14 protein-coding genes are annotated in these 15,802 nt (G+C 65.4%); 4 read left to right on the forward strand and 10 right to left on the reverse strand.

The features are described from left to right. The first annotated feature begins 134 nt into the window (after positions 1-134). The gene (locus AC1DIP_RS08240; RefSeq protein WP_477733450.1) at positions 135-2,147 is read left to right on the forward strand and encodes a M3 family metallopeptidase; all 2,013 of its coding nucleotides are present in this window, start codon (positions 135-137) and stop codon (positions 2,145-2,147) included. Positions 2,148-2,435: 288 nt separating this feature from the next. Here the strand turns inward: AC1DIP_RS08240 and pdxS are convergent, their stop codons facing one another. The 6 genes from pdxS to AC1DIP_RS08270 all read right to left on the reverse strand — a co-directional run bounded on the left by pdxS (position 2,436) and on the right by AC1DIP_RS08270 (position 10,734). Then, positions 2,436-3,362: a pyridoxal 5'-phosphate synthase lyase subunit PdxS gene (gene pdxS / locus AC1DIP_RS08245; protein WP_477733451.1), complete on the reverse strand. Its 927-nt coding sequence runs from the start codon at positions 3,360-3,362 to the stop codon at positions 2,436-2,438. Between the two features lie 137 nt (positions 3,363-3,499). Further along, on the reverse strand, positions 3,500-4,123 hold the full coding sequence (gene pgsA / locus AC1DIP_RS08250; protein ID WP_476211286.1) for a phosphatidylinositol phosphate synthase: 624 nt from the start codon (positions 4,121-4,123) through the stop codon (positions 3,500-3,502). Further along, positions 4,113-4,700 carry an HIT family protein gene (locus AC1DIP_RS08255; protein ID WP_387565203.1) on the reverse strand — a complete coding sequence of 196 codons (588 nt, stop codon included), beginning with the start codon at positions 4,698-4,700 and terminating at the stop codon, positions 4,113-4,115. Before AC1DIP_RS08255 ends, pgsA begins: the two co-directional genes overlap by 11 nt. Positions 4,701-4,718: 18 nt before the next feature. Beyond that, a complete protein-coding gene (gene thrS / locus AC1DIP_RS08260) occupies positions 4,719-6,728 on the reverse strand; it encodes a threonine--tRNA ligase (RefSeq protein ID WP_477733452.1) in 2,010 nt (669 codons plus the stop codon). Positions 6,729-6,856: 128 nt separating this feature from the next. Beyond that, on the reverse strand, positions 6,857-10,372 hold the full coding sequence (locus tag AC1DIP_RS08265; protein WP_477733453.1) for a DNA polymerase III subunit alpha: 3,516 nt from the start codon (positions 10,370-10,372) through the stop codon (positions 6,857-6,859). Between the two features lie 11 nt (positions 10,373-10,383). Beyond that, complete coding sequence (locus AC1DIP_RS08270; RefSeq protein WP_476211893.1) at positions 10,384-10,734, reverse strand: DUF6504 family protein; 351 nt, start codon at positions 10,732-10,734, stop codon at positions 10,384-10,386. Between the two features lie 131 nt (positions 10,735-10,865). Here AC1DIP_RS08270 and AC1DIP_RS08275 point away from each other — a divergent pair, with 131 nt between their 5' ends. Continuing rightward, positions 10,866-11,255, forward strand: coding sequence for a hypothetical protein (locus AC1DIP_RS08275; protein WP_476211292.1), 390 nt, complete (start codon positions 10,866-10,868; stop codon positions 11,253-11,255). A 6-nt stretch (positions 11,256-11,261) separates the two neighbouring features. Here AC1DIP_RS08275 and AC1DIP_RS08280 read toward each other — a convergent pair whose 3' ends face one another. Next, positions 11,262-11,582 (reverse strand): chorismate mutase, encoded by a 321-nt coding sequence (locus AC1DIP_RS08280; protein ID WP_168223142.1) that lies wholly within the window; start codon positions 11,580-11,582, stop codon positions 11,262-11,264. Positions 11,583-11,601: 19 nt separating this feature from the next. Between AC1DIP_RS08280 and AC1DIP_RS08285 the strand changes: the two genes are divergently transcribed. Then, positions 11,602-12,024: a VOC family protein gene (locus AC1DIP_RS08285; RefSeq protein WP_477733454.1), complete on the forward strand. Its 423-nt coding sequence runs from the start codon at positions 11,602-11,604 to the stop codon at positions 12,022-12,024. Between the two features lie 25 nt (positions 12,025-12,049). Here the strand turns inward: AC1DIP_RS08285 and AC1DIP_RS08290 are convergent, their stop codons facing one another. After that, positions 12,050-12,793: an SOS response-associated peptidase gene (locus AC1DIP_RS08290; protein WP_477733455.1), complete on the reverse strand. Its 744-nt coding sequence runs from the start codon at positions 12,791-12,793 to the stop codon at positions 12,050-12,052. A gap of 151 nt (positions 12,794-12,944) precedes the next feature. Here AC1DIP_RS08290 and AC1DIP_RS08295 point away from each other — a divergent pair, with 151 nt between their 5' ends. Next, positions 12,945-13,202, forward strand: a complete 258-nt coding sequence (locus tag AC1DIP_RS08295) for a mycoredoxin (RefSeq protein WP_477733456.1) — start codon at positions 12,945-12,947, stop codon at positions 13,200-13,202. A 28-nt stretch (positions 13,203-13,230) separates the two neighbouring features. Here AC1DIP_RS08295 and AC1DIP_RS08300 read toward each other — a convergent pair whose 3' ends face one another. Further along, positions 13,231-13,980 (reverse strand): lipoate--protein ligase family protein, encoded by a 750-nt coding sequence (locus AC1DIP_RS08300; RefSeq protein ID WP_477733457.1) that lies wholly within the window; start codon positions 13,978-13,980, stop codon positions 13,231-13,233. A 107-nt stretch (positions 13,981-14,087) separates the two neighbouring features. Continuing rightward, positions 14,088-15,800, reverse strand: a complete 1,713-nt coding sequence (locus AC1DIP_RS08305; RefSeq protein WP_477733458.1) for an ABC1 kinase family protein — start codon at positions 15,798-15,800, stop codon at positions 14,088-14,090. Between the last annotated feature and the right edge of the window lie 2 nt (positions 15,801-15,802).

Here is a 15,802-nt window from a genome sequence, read left to right on the forward strand (position 1 = left end):
GCGTCTGCCCTGCAGGACGCGCGAAATGGGGTCCGGACCGGACCCCATAGCCGCAATTGTAGGTATGCCGGCTGGGATCACCACGCCCATTGCATGTGATTGAGAAGCGCGCCCCGCTGTGAAAGGTTTAGCCCATGACCAACCCCCTCCTTGCCGCCAGCCCCCTGCCCTATGGCCTCCCCCCTTTCGAGGCCCTCACCGCAGGCCAGTACGGCGCCGCAATCGAAGAAGGATTGGCAGCACACCTGGCCGAGATCCAGGCCATCACTGGCAACACCCAGCCGGCAACCTTCGAAAACACGGCCCTGGCCATGGAACGCTCCGGACAGCTCCTTAACAGGGCAGCCGCAGCGTTTTACACCTTGGTGTCAGCGGACGCCTCCGCGGAGATCCGGGAACTTGAGACCAGGCTTTCGCCGCGCTTCCCGGCCCACGAGGACGAGGTGTACCTCAATAGAGCGTTGTACGAGCGGTTTGCCGCCATCGATACGGACGGCCTGGATCCCGAATCAGCGCGCCTGGTGGAGGAGTACCTCAAGGAATTCCGCCAATCCGGCATCCAGCTCGACGCACCGGGCCAGGAGCGGCTGCGTGCCATCAACGCGGACCTGGCACGGCTGGGCACGGAGTACGGCCAGCGGGTCAAGGAAGGGATGAAGTCTGCGGCGCTGCTGTTGGAGGACGCCGGCGAGCTCGCAGGCCTGCCGGCTGACGACGTCGCCAGCGCCGCGGAAGCAGCCCGCACTGCCGGACACGAGGGCAAGTACCTGCTCACCCTGGTGCAGCCCGGCAACCAGCCTGCCCTGGCCTCGCTCGAGAACCGGGACGTCCGCCGTCGCCTGTTCGAGGCATCCGTGGCAAGGGGCAGCGGCGGCGGAAACCTGGATGTCCTGGACCTCGCCAAGGACATGGCCGGGTTGCGGGCCGAAAAGGCCCAACTGCTGGGTTTCGCGAACTACGCCGAACTTGTCGCGGACCGCCAGACGGCGCCGGATTTTGAGGCAGTGCAAGCGATGCTGGGCCGGATGGCGCCGGCGGCTGTCCGCAACGCCGACGCCGAGGCAGCTGCCCTGGCGGACGTCGCCGGGCATCCCCTGGAGGCCTGGGACTGGGCTTACTATTCGGCAAAGGTACGGCGGGAGAAGTACGACGTTGATGAGCAGGCCCTCCGTCCGTACTTTGAGCTGGACCGGGTGATCACGGATGGAGTGTTCTTTGCCGCCACGGCGCTGTACGGGATCACCTTCCACCAGCGGCCCGACCTGACGGCCTACCACCCGGACGTCCGGATCTGGGAAGTCCGGGACGGGGACGGAACCGGGCTGGGGCTCTTCCTGGGCGACTACTACGCGCGTGAAAGCAAACGCGGCGGAGCGTGGATGAACTCGCTCGTGGACCAGTCGGGACTGCTGGGCACCAGGCCCGTGGTAACCAATACGCTCAACATTTCCAAGCCGCCGGCGGGCGAGCCGACGCTCCTCACCCTGGACGAGCTCCGGACCCTGTTCCACGAGTTCGGCCACGCGCTGCACGGCCTGTTTTCCAGCGTCACGTACCCCCGCTTCTCCGGCACCTCCGTGCCGCGGGACTTCGTGGAGTATCCCTCGCAGGTCAACGAAATGTGGATCATGTGGCCGGAGGTGTTATCCAACTTCGCGCGCCACCACGTCACCGGCGAACCCCTTCCCCGGGACGTGGTGGACCGCCTGGAGGAATCCCGGCTCTGGGGCGAAGGGTTTGCCACCACCGAGTACCTGGGCGCAGCCCTCCTGGACCTGGCGTGGCACACGCTGGAGCCGGGCGACGTTCAGGATGATGCCCTGGAGTTTGAGGCAAAGGCCCTGGCTGCGGCAGGGATTGCGCATCCGCTGATCCCGCCCCGCTACCGGACGGGCTACTTCCAGCACATCTTCGCCGGCGCCGGCTACGCGGCGGGCTACTACTCCTATATCTGGAGCGAGGTGCTGGACGCCGAAACGGTCGACTGGTTCACGGAAAACGGCGGCCTCACCAGGGCCAACGGCGACCGCTTCCGGCAGGAACTGCTCAGCCGCGGCAACAGCCGGGACCCCCTGGAGTCCTTCCGGATCCTGAGGGGCCGCGAAGCCGGGCTGGATCCCCTGCTCAAGCGCCGCGGCCTCGAGTAACCCCCATCGATTGCTCCGTAAACGCCGTTTTGAGCCTCCAAAAGGGCCGTTACGGAGCAATCGACGGGGTTTCAACAAGCTCAACCAACAACGACACCGGTCCCCCACCTAAAAAGGTGAGGGACCGGCGTCGTAAGTTAAAAACAAAGCCGAAGCGCCAGGCGGTGGTGATCCGGCAGCGTGCGTAAAAGGGGCCCCGCGTCCCGGCTCGCCGCGAAGCGGCTTTAGCGGGACGCGGGGAATAGCACGCAGAGGATCAGCGCCGCCGGGCGCCCCACAACAGCGAAATTACCAGCCGCGCTCGGCGAGGCGGTGCGGCTGGGGGATCTCGTCGACGTTGATGCCCACCATGGCTTCGCCGAGCCCGCGGGAGGCCTTGGCGATCACGTCGGGGTCGTCGAAGAAGGTGGTGGCCTTGACGACGGCGGCGGCGCGCTGGGCGGGGTTGCCGGACTTGAAGATGCCGGAGCCGACGAAGACGCCGTCGGCGCCGAGCTGCATCATCATGGCAGCGTCAGCGGGGGTGGCGATGCCGCCTGCGGTGAACAGGACCACGGGGAGCTTGCCGGCAGCGGCGACTTCCTTGACCAGTTCGTACGGGGCCTGAAGTTCCTTGGCGGCCACGTACAGCTCGTCCTCGGGCAGTGCGGCGAGCTTGGCGATCTCGGAGCGGATCTTGCGCATGTGCCCGGTGGCGTTGGAGACGTCGCCGGTGCCGGCCTCGCCCTTGGACCGGATCATGGCCGCACCCTCGTTGATGCGGCGCAGGGCCTCACCGAGGTTGGTGGCACCACAGACGAAGGGAACGTTGAAGTTCCACTTGTCGATGTGGTTGACGTAGTCGGCCGGGGTGAGCACCTCGGACTCGTCGATGTAGTCGACGCCGAGGGACTGCAGGACCTGGGCCTCCACGAAGTGGCCGATGCGGGCCTTTGCCATCACCGGGATGGACACGGCGTCGATGATCTGGTCGATCATGTCGGGATCGGACATGCGGGACACGCCGCCCTGGGCGCGGATATCAGCCGGAACACGCTCCAGCGCCATGACTGCCACGGCACCGGCGTCTTCGGCGATGCGGGCCTGTTCGACGTTGACGACGTCCATGATGACGCCGCCCTTGAGCATCTCGGCCATGCCACGCTTCACGCGGCTGCTGCCCGTGACGCTGTTCGCGGACGAACCGGCCTCGTTGCTTACATCAGGTGTAGACACAAAAACCCCTATGGGTAGACAGATGATCTTCGCCGGGCATGCGGCGGCAGCTGCCGGAGGTGCACGCACGGGTTGCCGGGTCGCTTGACCGGGCACTTATATACTAGACCCCCGCTGCACGGCAGGCTTAATCATGCTTAATCAGCGGGCGTAGGCTCCGCCAGAGCCTGCCGGCGCACCGAAAGAACGCGCTGTACCACAGTGACGAGGCTCGCCGCCGCCAGGAGGACAAGGGTCGCCAGGAGCACCACCTCCGGCAGCCCCAGTCCGGTCAGGCCTGTGACCACCAGCACCGAAACCAGGCGTTCGGCCCGCTCAGCGATGCCGACGTTGGCGGTAAACCCCAGCGACTCTGCCTTGGCACGGGCGTACGAGACCACCATGCCCAGCACCAGGCACAGCAGGGCGCAGACGGCGATGGCCGCGTTGGTGCCTCCGGTGAAGAACCAAATGGACACCCCGGCGAAGAGTGCACCGTCGGCGATGCGGTCAAGCGTGGAGTCGAGGAAGTTTCCCCAGCGGCTTTTGACGTTCTGCATCCTGGCCATGATGCCGTCCAGGACATCGGAAAAAATGAAGGCGGTAATGAAGACCGTCCCCCAGAAAAGCTGGCCCAGCGGGTAGAAAACCAGGGCTCCGGCGGCAACCCCGGCGGTTCCGAGAATGGTTACCGCGTCCGGGGAGACACCGATTTTCAGGAGCCAGCGGGCCAGCGGGGTGAACAGTGCGGTGAAGAAACCGCGGGCATGCCTATTCAGCATCCGATTCCCCGGGCCAGGCGTCAGCCACTTGCTGCCGGACCTCGTCAAGGGTCTGGGTGATGGCTTTGGTCTGGGCGATGATGGGGAAGAAATTCCCGTCCCCGCCCCAGCGCGGCACAATGTGCTGGTGCAGGTGTGCGGAGATTCCCGCACCACCAACCACGCCCTGGTTCATGCCCAGGTTGAAGCCGCCGGGATTGGAGACCTTTCGGAGGACCCGCATGGCGGTCTGGGTGAGTTCGGCGAACTCCGCTGTTTCCTCGACCGTGAGGTCGGTGTAATCCGGGATGTGCCGGTAGGGGCAAACCAGCAGGTGGCCCGGGTTATAGGGGAACAGGTTCAGCACCACATAGCAGGTCCGGCCACGGTAGACGATGAGCGCTTCTTCGTCTGTGCGGGCGGGGCCGACGCAGAACGGGCAGTCGTCCTCATTTTTGAACTGGTGCTGGCCGCCCTTGATGTAGGCCATGCGGTGCGGAGTCCACAGGCGCTGGAAGGCGTCCGGGACACCGGCGAGGGCAAAGTCGTCGGTAACGCCGGCATCGCCTGGATATCCTGCGCCTGTGTTCTCCTGCACTGTGCTGTTTCCGTTCGGCTAGCTGGTCCGGTTGCGGACGGCTTCGGTGATGCGCTTGACTGCCTCAGCAACAGGCACACCGTTGTCCTGGCTTCCGTCGCGGAAGCGGAATGAAACGGCGCCCGCCTCGGCGTCGTCCCCGCCCGCGATCAGCACGAACGGGATCTTGTCCTTGCTGGCGGTGCGGATCTTCTTGGGGAAGCGGTCCGAGGTCGTGTCCACCTCGGCACGGATACCCGCCGCCTTGAGCTGGCCTACGACGTCGAACATGTAGTCGTTGAATGCCTCCGCCACCGGGATGCCCACGACCTGGACCGGGGCCAGCCACGCGGGGAAAGCCCCGGCGTAGTGCTCGGTAAGGACACCCATGAAGCGCTCCACCGATCCGAAGAGTGCACGGTGGATCATCACGGGACGCTGGCGGCTGCCATCGGCGGCCTGGTACTCGAGCTCGAAGCGCTCGGGCAGGTTGAAGTCCAGCTGGATGGTGGACATCTGCCAGGTGCGGCCCAGGGCATCCTTGGCCTGCACGGAAATCTTGGGGCCGTAGAAGGCGGCTCCGCCCGGATCGGGCACAAGCTCCAGCCCGGACTCCTGGGCCACCTCGGCGAGGGTGGCGGTGGCTTCCTCCCAGGTGGCGTCGTCGCCGACGTACTTCTCAGGGTCCTTGGTGGAGAGCTCCAGGTAGAAGTCATTCAGCCCGTAGTCCTTGAGCAGGTCCAGGACGAAGGTCAGTGTCTTGGTGAGTTCGTCCTTCATCTGCCCGCGGGTGCAGTAGATGTGGGCGTCGTCCTGTGTCATGCCCCGGACACGGGTGAGGCCGTGCACCACGCCGGACTTCTCGTAGCGGTATACCGAACCGAATTCGAACAGCCGCAGCGGCAGTTCGCGGTAGGACCGGCCGCGGGAGCGGAAGATCAGGTTGTGCATGGGGCAGTTCATCGGCTTCAGGTAGTAGTCCTGGCCGGGCTTGCGGACGGTGCCGTCCTCGTTGAGTTCAGGGTCGACGTGCATCGGGGGGAACATGCCGTCCCTGTACCAGTCCAGGTGGCCCGAGACCTCGTACAGGTGGCCCTTGGTGATGTGCGGGGTGTAGACGAACTCGTAGCCGGCCTCGACGTGGCGCTGGCGTGAGTAATCCTCCATCTCCTTGCGGATGATGCCGCCCTTGGGGTGGAAGACAGGAAGGCCCGAGCCCAGTTCGTCAGGGAAGGAGAACAGGTCCAGTTCGGAGCCGAGCTTGCGGTGGTCGCGGCGCTCGGCCTCGGCGATGCGCTCCTGGTAAGCCTTCAGGGCATCCTTGGTGGGCCAGGCGGTGCCGTAGATGCGCTGGAGCTGCTGGTTCTTCTGGTTGCCCAGCCAGTAGGCCGACGACGAACGGGTCAGGGCGAAGGCGTTGGAGATGAGCTTCGTGTTGGGCAGGTGCGGGCCGCGGCAGAGGTCGCACCAGACGGTGGTGCCTTCCTTGCGCTCGACGTTGTCGTAGATGGTGATGTCGCCGGCGCCGACTTCGACGTTCACGCCTTCCCCGGCTTCGGCGGCTTCGTTCTTCTTGCCCAAAAGTTCAAGCTTGTAGGGCTCGTTCTTCATGGCTTCGCGGGCCTCGTCCTCGCTGACCACGCGGCGGACGAACTTCTGGTTCTGGTTGATGATCTTCAGCATCATCTTTTCGAGGGTCTTGAGGTCCTCGGGGGTGAAGGGCTCGGCAACGTCGAAGTCGAAGTAGAAGCCGTCGGTGATGTACGGGCCGATGCCGAGCTTGGCGTCGGGGCGCAACTGCTGCACAGCCTGGGCCATGACATGGGCGGTGGAGTGGCGCAGGACGTTCAGTCCGTCGGGCGAATCAATGGTGACGCCCTCCACCTCGGCGCCTTCGGGAAGTTCCTGGTCAAGGTCCTTCAGCTCGCCGTTGACGCGGGCAACAACAACGTCACGGCGCTCAAAGAAGAGTTCCGCACCGGTTGTCCCGGTAGTCACCTTGGTCTCTTCGCCATCGACGAGAAGGGTGATCTGCTGGGCATCTGACACGGGTGTCTCCTATTCAAAGTTAAGGCTTCATAGCTTGTGGCATACGGGGACCACAGCCAGCCACCGTCAATGCTATCGGTTCCGGTATGGGGCGACCAACGCGGCACACGGGGGCAGCGACGCAGCTCTCACCCGTTGAACCCGGTGATCGCAAGCGTCCTGCTGATGCCATCCAGCGGATGCGGCCCATCTCCGGCGGCATCATGCCTGGACACAGGGGCGGGCCCTGTGCCGGATTCCGGGAAGGGCAGGCTCTCCGTTCGGCTCAGGTCCCACGCCATGGACGCGCTGATGCTGATGCCCCTGGGACCGGTCCTTCTGGTGGTTCCACGGATCAGCAGCAGGCGGGTACCAAACAGCAGCGGACCGGCGCTTTCCTGGGCCTCGTGGAAGAACACTGAATCCACGCAGCCGGTACCGTCATCGATGCTGATGAACACCACCCGCCTTCCGCCGCGCATGGGCGGCGTCTGGGTGGCAACCCGAACCCCCGCCACCAGCACTTCGGTGCCGTTGCGCAGGCTGAGGAGCTTATCTGCCGTGGTGACGCCCAGCCGCTCCAGCAGGGGCCGGTGGCTGTCCATCAAGTGGGTACTGACATCCACGGCCATGAGGTCAAGTTCCGCCCGGACGTTTTCCACCACCGTGGGGGCTGGAAGCCCGGGTTTGATATTGCGCAGTTCGATGTCGCCCAGGGGCAGGGACAACTGCCCTTCCAGGACCTCAACGCCCTTCTTTCCTGTCTTTGCTGTTTGGAGCTGCTGCAGATGGTGCACCAGGTCCGCGCGGTTGGCAGGGCCTCCGGCTTCCCGGTGCAGGGAATCAAAAGCCCCCAGCTGCGCAAGGCGCCTGATGCTGGGCTTGCTCAGCCGCGAGCGCGCCCGAAGGTCCGCCAGCGAGTCGTAAGGCTGGCCGGCGACGATCCGTTTCAGTTCTGCAGCAGACAGGCCGTAGATTCCGTTCAGACTGAGCCGGATTCCGAGCCGGCCCGCATCCGCGCCTGACGCGATCCGCTCCACCCGGTATTCGGCTTTGCTCCGGTTAATGTCCAGGGGAAGGATGGGGATACCCAACCGGCGGGCTTCGGCCACCAGCAGCCGTTTGGGATACATGCCGGGGTCGTGCTCCCACAGGCCTGCAAGGAAAGCTTCGGGGTGGTGTGTCTTCAGCCAGGCGGACTGGTAGGTGGGGACGGCGAAGGCGGCCCCGTGGGCCTTGCAGAAACCGAAACTGGCAAAGGACTTCAATGTCCCCCACACCTTGTCCACTACTTCAGGGGTATACCCGTTGCCCTTGGCATGGCGCCGGAAGTACTCCTCCACCCTGGCTTCACCGGCCTCGTTGCTCAACGCCCTGCGGAATTCATCGGCTTTGGCCAGCCCGCAGCCGGTCATGACATCCAGCGTCTTCAGGATCTGTTCGTGGAAAACCGTGACCCCGTGGGTTTCCTGCAGCACTGGTTTGAGGTCAGGGTGCGGGTAGACCTCGGGGGCGAACCCGTGCCGGTGTTCCAGGAAAGGCCGTACCATGTCCGATTTCATGGGCCCCGGGCGGAACAGGGAAATATCGATGATGAGGTCGTTGAACTCCCGTGGCGCCATCTTGCCGATCAATTCGCGCTGTCCGGGGGATTCGATCTGGAAGCAGCCAAGGGTATGCGTGCTCCTGATCAGCTCATAGGTGGCTTCGTCGTCGAGGGGGACGGCATTCAGGTCGATCCTGCCGTTGGCGGCAATGTAATCCGGCCCCGAACCAACAGGTCCTGCGGGGTGGGTCCCGGCCTCCACCACTTCTTCCTTTGAGGGGTGGATCCTGATGATTTCCCGGACGGCAAAAGCCATGGCGCTTTGCATGCGGACACCCAGGACATCGAGTTTGAGCATGCCCATGGGGTCCATGTCGTGTTTGTCGAACTGGCTCATGGGCAGGCCAAGTCCGCTTGGCTGGACCGGTGTGCGGTCCAGGAGCGTGGCATCGCCCAGGATCACCCCGCATGGGTGCATGGATATGTGGCGCGGCAACCGGTCGAGTCGTTCGGTCAGGTCTACCAGCAGGTCAAGTTGCTGGTTTCCCTGCGCGTCGGACTGCTCCACCCTTCCGGCAAATTCCCGCAGTTCGGGTTTTTCCTGGAGGGCTTCACGGAATTTCCGTGCGGAAAACCGCCACAGCTGCTTGGCGATCTCCCCCACCTCGCCATCATCCATGCCCAGCGCCAGCCCGGCGTCGCGGACTGCACCACGGGCCCGGTATCCGTTCTGCATGCTCATCAGGGTTACGCGCTCGGAGCCGAAACGCTCGAAGATCCGGCGGTAGACGTTGTGGCGTTCGGCGCTTTCGACGTCAATGTCGATGTCCGGGAGCGTGGCACGGTCGTTGGAGAGGAAGCGTTCAAAGATCAGGTCATGCTGGAGGGGGTTCACGTGGCTGACGTCAATCAAGTAGTTGACCAGGCTGGATGCTCCCGATCCCCTGGCTGCCGCCCTGACCCCCATGTCCTGGATCATCCTGGAGACCTCGGCAACAGTGAGGAAGTAGGAGGAAAAGCCCAGGTTGTTGATGATCCCCAGTTCATGGTCCAAACGGGCCAGCATGTCCCGTTCCGCCGTACCTCCGATGCCAGGGAACCGCCTGCCGATTCCCGCATGGCAGCGCTGGAGGAGTTCTGTATGGGGATCCTGGCTGATACCGATGACGGCAGCTTCCGGCACCACGGGCTGTTTCCATCCCATGTCAGTGGCGGGGTCGATCCTGCAGAGGTCGGCGAGCGCCTCGGTCTGCGCCATCAATTGCTTGAGGTCTGCGGCACCATAACCGGCGGCGGAGATGATTTCCTTGCCAAGGCCCAGCATTTGATCCGCTGATTTCAACCACCCCTGGCCAGTGGGTTGCAGCAGTGGTTCCCCTGCCAGTTCAGGCAGGGACTTCAAGGTCCGTGCAGAGTCCAGGACATCTGCGGTTGGTGCGCCGTCCGCTGCGCAATACCGGACGGCGTTGGTGAGGACTGCAGGAACGTGGTGTTCCTCCGCGAGCCGCAGCATGCGCACAGCGTGCGCCGTGCTGAATGGGCTGCCTGGCGCGCTGAGTTGGGAGACGGTTTCCGCCACCACCGTTCCGGCGGGCATTGCGTCAAGCCATTGCTTGAACAGGGTCCTGGGACGCAGGTAGCGCCGCCCGCCCATGGCCCGGCCCACGTCCGAGTCCGGGCCGAGCAGTACCGTCAGCACCGGCTTGAGGGTCTTGGGGTCAAGGGTGCGGGAGGCCAGCTCGGCCCGGGTAACCGCTGCCGGCACCACTCCCCCGGCTTTCCCGGAGGTCCTCGCGTGCGCATCGGAAACAAGCCGGCACAAGGCGCGGTAGCCGGCACCGTTGTTCTGCCCCCTGGCCAGCACCACCACCCTGCCGGCTACCTGGGTGCGGTGATCGCCGTCGTCGTCAAATACCGCAAGGTCCACCCCCACAATGGGGTCGATGCCCGCCGCCATGCAGGCTTTGAGGTGCTTGATGGTGCCGTACAGGCCGTCCCGGTCGGTGCAGGCGAGGGCTGTGGCGCCATCGGCGGCGGCAGCCATGGCCAGTTCCTCCGGCCAGGAAACTCCGTAATGGGCGCTGAAGGCTGTGGAAACGTGCAGGTGGGTAAAGCTCATGCTGTTCCGGGTCAGGCAGTTCTGGGGTGAAGGGCGTCATGGATGCGCACCAGCCGCCAACGGTTGCTGCGGAGATGGCGGGAAAGGTCAAGGGTCAGGGCTTCTTCCCCGGGCTGGTCCTGCGCGGCGGCGGAACGGGAGGCCCCCCGGGCTGGCAGCACCTGGACCCGCCAGATTTCGTGGTCCACTACTCCGGGCCCGCTGCCCAGCGGAGCCCTGCTGTCCTCAGCCCACCACTGCCGGCGTTCGTACCAGCGGACGGGTTCTGCGCAGACGGTGTAGGACACACCGGCCCACACCAATGATTCCGGCTCACCGGTGGCAGCACACGCCACGTCAACGGATTCGCTGAACATGCCCATGCGCACCTCCCGGACCTGGCCCATCACAACTATATTCGAACATGTATTCGAATAAAATCAGTCTACGCCGGGTTCGCACCAAAACATAGGCGGGGGTGGACGGGGCGTGCGGCAGGGAGCAGGATGTTGGCATGAGTACCGATGACGCGCTCCTGAAGCAGGCCAGCATCAAGACCCAGGACTCCACCCTGGTTGCGACGTTCGATATCGACGGCACCATTCCGGTATCGGGCGCCTACGTGGTGGGGCTGATGGGGGCCTCGCCCGACTATTCGGCGCAGCGCCGGCTGTGCATTGAATTCATGAACGGGGAGGCAATCGCCTGCTACTCGTTCAACCGGGACCAGGGAATCGAGGAGGATTTCGACCTGTCCGGAGTGTCCCACTCGGAGAACAGCATCACCGGAAGCTTTCCCATGACGGCCTTGAACGGGCTCGGGAAGGGGCACGTCCTGTCAGCCTTCAGTGAAGCGGACGGCCGGGAGTTCCAGCACGGGGTGCCGGTGGAGGAAGCTCTTTAGGCTTCCTCAGCTGTTTTCTTTGTGGATCCGCAGTTCAAGTTCAATGAATGCGGAGATCATGGCCCGGTAGGTTGCTTCAACGATGTCCGGGTCGATGTCCTTTTTCTCCGCAGCCGACCGCACGTGTTCGATGATCCGCTCCACGCGGCCCGGGGCACGCACTTCCGCGTCGTCGCCCTTCAGCGTGCCGGCGATCCTGATCAGCCGCTCGCGGCGGGCGATCAGGGTGACGATCTGGTCATCGACTTCGTCAACGGCCACCCGGACAGCAGCGAGCTGTTCCCTGTCGGCGCGGGCATCCCGGTCGTTTCCTTGAATTGTCGCCATCATCTGACACTATCGAAGCATGGAGCCCAGAGTCGACTTTATTTCCCTCGGCGTGCGCAGTGTCGAGGAGTCCCGTGCCTTCTACGTTGATGGCCTCGGTTGGCCGGTCCACCGCGAAGTTGCCGGGGAAGTGCTGTTCATCCAGGTGAACCACGGCCTGGTGCTTTCGCTCTGGGATGCCCGCCAGATGCAGGCCGAAGCCGTTACCGGCCGACCTGACGGGATTCCCTGCATTACCTTGAGCCACAACCTTGGCAGCCCCGAAGAGGTGGACAGCGTCATGGAACAGGCCGCTGCCGCGGGGGCAGCAGTTATTGCCGAGCCCGTCACCAAGGCCTGGGGCGGCTACACGGGGTACTTTGCCGATCCCGACGGTTTTCGCTGGGAAGTGGCGTACAACCCCACCTGGGCAGTGGACGACGCCGGTACGGTCACCGTCTGAGGGCAGTACACCCCGCGCAGGGCTGCTAGAATAGCGCTTCCACCGGGCGGATGAGTTCCGGACCGTTGTTGCGGACGTTGCCCACTTCCTTGCCCACCGATTCCACGTGCCAGTCCGCAGCGGCGTCCTTGACCCCTGACCGCACCAGGTCAACCAGCGCGGCGGCATCATCGGCCTGCGGGTCCAGCCAGGCCTCCATGGTGGACTTATCCATGGGCAGCGGCACCCTGTCGTGGAGTTCGGTCAACTTCCCAAAGATGGTGGATTCCGCCCCGGGCGGAGGGGTGTCCGCCGTGAGGATCGAGGTGGACAGCAACCAGCGGCCCGGCTCCCCCTCCGGAACGGACGGGTCCTTCCACCACTCATACAGGCCGGCGAAGGCCAGGCCGCGGTCCCCACCGGGATGGACGTAGTACGGCTGCTTCGCCTTCCCCGGGCCTTGCTTCCATTCGTAGTAGCCATCGGCCGGGACGGCACAGCGTCGGGACTGCACAGCCTTGCGGAAGGCAGGCTTGTCCAGCACCGATTCACTCCTGGCGTTGATCATGCGGGAGCCGATGCCTGGATCCTTGGCCCAGGACGGAACCAGGCCCCAGCGCGCCACGTGCAGCTGGCGCACCTGGCGGGGCGCGGCACTGTCCTCCACCAGCCGCTCCAGCACGATCGGGACGGCGTCGGTGGGTGCGACATTCCACGACGGCGGGATGCTCACCTCATCCTCGAGTTCGGCGTCGAACTCGGCCAGGAGGTCCCCCACGGCTCGTGCCATTACGTAGCGTCCACACATGGCACCAGCTTGCCACCGCGCGCCACAAACTGTCATCCGGGCACCGCAGCAGCCTATCGACACCCGGGAATACCGGCCGCCGCGCTACGGTTGACAGTAAGGAAACCTTTCAAGCGACGTTTAGGAGATCCCTGTGGACTTCACTCCCGAATCCGGCACCATCACCATGTTTTCCACCACGTGGTGCGGCTACTGCAACCGGCTCAAGAAGCAGCTGGACGCCCAGGGGATTGGCTACAACGAAATCAACATCGAAGAGGTGGACGGCACTGCCGAGCTCGTGGAGCAGCTGAACGGCGGCAACCGCACCGTCCCCACGGTCCTCTTCCCTGACGGCACCGCGGCCACCAACCCCTCCGCCGCCGAGGTCAAGAGCCGCCTGGCTGCCTGACCGGCCGCCCCGGACCCCTTGCTGCGGGTCATGCCCCCAGGCTGCTGAAGGAAGCAGTTTCCAGGGTGGCATGGCCCGCATACGTTTTCAGGAGGGCCTGTTCCACTGCGGCCACGTCCACACCCGGCACCAGGTCATTGGCGGCGCCGGCGGTGGCAGGATCCCAGTCCAGGCCAAGCGCCGCGTAACTGTCGGTAAGCACTTTGCGGATCGGGGCGGAGTCCTCCACCACGATCACCGAGCTGAAGAGCCACGCACCGGAGACCACCCTTTGGGCGGTGCCCACCAGTTTCACCCTGCGGGAACTGTCCGTGGCATCGGTTCCGTGGACGCTGAACTCGCCGGGACAGTACTCGCCGGGGATCTCCCCTACCGCCGCCTGCACGCCTACGTGCTGCAGCGCGTCCGCGAACAGGCCGCCGAAGTACCCGAACCGGGCCTTGGATCCGGCGACGGCATCCGTGTCCGGCTCGATGTGGTCCACCACCAGGGTGCCCCGGTGGTAGGCGGCTGCGCGTCCGCCTGCCCTCCGGACCAGGGGTTCGAAACCGTTGTCGCGGCATGCCTGGGCAGCGGCCTTAAATCCCGGCAGGCGCGTATCCCGCTGCCCGAACGCCACCGTGGGCGCGGGCCGGTACAGCCGCAGGGTGGGACCGATTCCGCCGCTTCGCGCCCTCGCCAGCAGCTCCAGCCCGAATTCAAGGTCGCGGCCCGCGCCGAGCGACACATCCTGCCGCACCACGGTGAGCGTGCTGGATCCGGTACCGGTGTGGTGCATAGTGCGGGGCTCCCAGGCATTCAGCGTCGACAGCTTCGGTGGCGACAGGTTCAACACCTGCGGATGGGCAGGCCATCCCTAGGTTACGCCCGACGCCGGCGGCGGCCTTAACGCCCCCGGCGCCCCACCCACAGGGCATGCAGCAGCGGAACGGCGGATGCGGTCATCAGCACATTGCCCAGGGCAACATCGTCGGGCCGGACCACTGCCCCGGCGAGCAGCAGGGCTCCGAAGACCAGGGCGGACGCCGAGCGGCGCACCGCCCGGTCCAGCCGGGCAGCCTGGCGCTCCAGGCGCGGGACGGCAACCTGCAGCGATCCCTCCTCCAGGCGGCCTGCCAGGGCGTCGAGCCGGCCTGGCAGGCGGAAGGCAACAGCGGCGGCGTCGATGGCCTGGCGGGCCGCGTCCTGCACCACGTTGCCCCGCTCGTTCCGCAGCAGCCGGGCGGCGTACGGCTCCACCGAGTCCCAGAGGTTGAAACGCTCGTCCAGGGCACTGCATACTCCGGAGGTGAGGGACATGGCCCGGATGATGAGCAGGAAGTTTTCCGGCAGCTGGAACGGCAGTGAGCGGACCACGTCGCCGAACTCCACTGCGAAGTCACGGAACTCGCGGGGGTCCACGTCGCGGAGTTCGGCGAAGCCCATGCCGCCGAAACGGGCAAAGAGCTGGGTCATGGCGCGCTCCAGGCCAACGCTGTCCGCGGACGGCATCAGGACGCCCACGTCGTTGATGGCCGCCACCAGGCCCTTCCCGTCCCGGGCGGCGGCCGCAATCAGCAGCTTCCGCAGCCCGCTGCGCGTGGAGGCAGTCACCTCGCCCATCATGCCGAAATCGATGAACGTCAGTTTCCAGGGCAGTTCCCCTTCCCCTGGCGGAACCGGGGTGACAAAGATGTTACCCGGATGCGGGTCGGCGTGGAAGAAGCCGTTGGTGAACAGCTGGTCGAACATGATGGACGCGAACACCGGGGCCACGGTTGCTGGATCGATGCCGGCGGCACGGAGGGACTGGACGTCCGTGATCTTGATCGCAGTGACGTCTTCCAGGGTGAGCACCCGGCGGGTGGTCCGCTCCCACACCACGCCCGGAACTTCCACCCGGCTATCACCGGCGAAGTCCGCGGCAAAACGCTCGGCATTGATGGCTTCATGCAGGTAGTCGATTTCCAGCAGGCTGGTCTGGGCGAACTCCTCCACCAACGCCGGCATGTCCGCCCGGCGGGAAACGAGCCGGATGTGGCTGAGCCAGCCGGCAACCCTGCGCAGGGCGGCGAGGTCGACGTCGACAATAGCGCCGATGCCCGGCCGCTGCACCTTCAGGACCACGGCATCCAGGCCGGTGTCCCCGGCATCGACGGAATCCAGGCGTGCCCGGTGCGCCTGGCCCAGGGACGCCGCCGCGATGGGGGCTGGATCGACGGAGGCAAAGACGCGCTCCAGCGGCGTCCCCAGTTCCTGGGCCGCGAGGGCAGAGATGGCGGGGAAGGCCACCGGGGGCACCTCGTCCTGCAGCCCCTCCAGTTCCTTGGTGATTTCCGGCGGCAGGACATCAAGCCGCGAGGACAGGAACTGGCCCACCTTGATCATGAGCCCCCCAAGTTCCACGGCCAGGTCGTGGAACCGCTGGGCGAAGCGCCGCATCCGCCGGGAACGGCTCCGCGCGGCCATCCGGCCGAGTCCCACCCGCGGCAGGAACAGCTCGAACCACCAGGTGGAGGCAAGGTTCCATGCCGCGAAGCGCAGGATCCGCCGGTAGCGCCCGCGGTGCTCCCGCAGGGGTGGCGGAGGGTTGGCCCCGCCCTGGACCGTGGACGCCACCC

It is taken from the genome of Pseudarthrobacter sp. 05T312, from assembly GCF_056396685.1.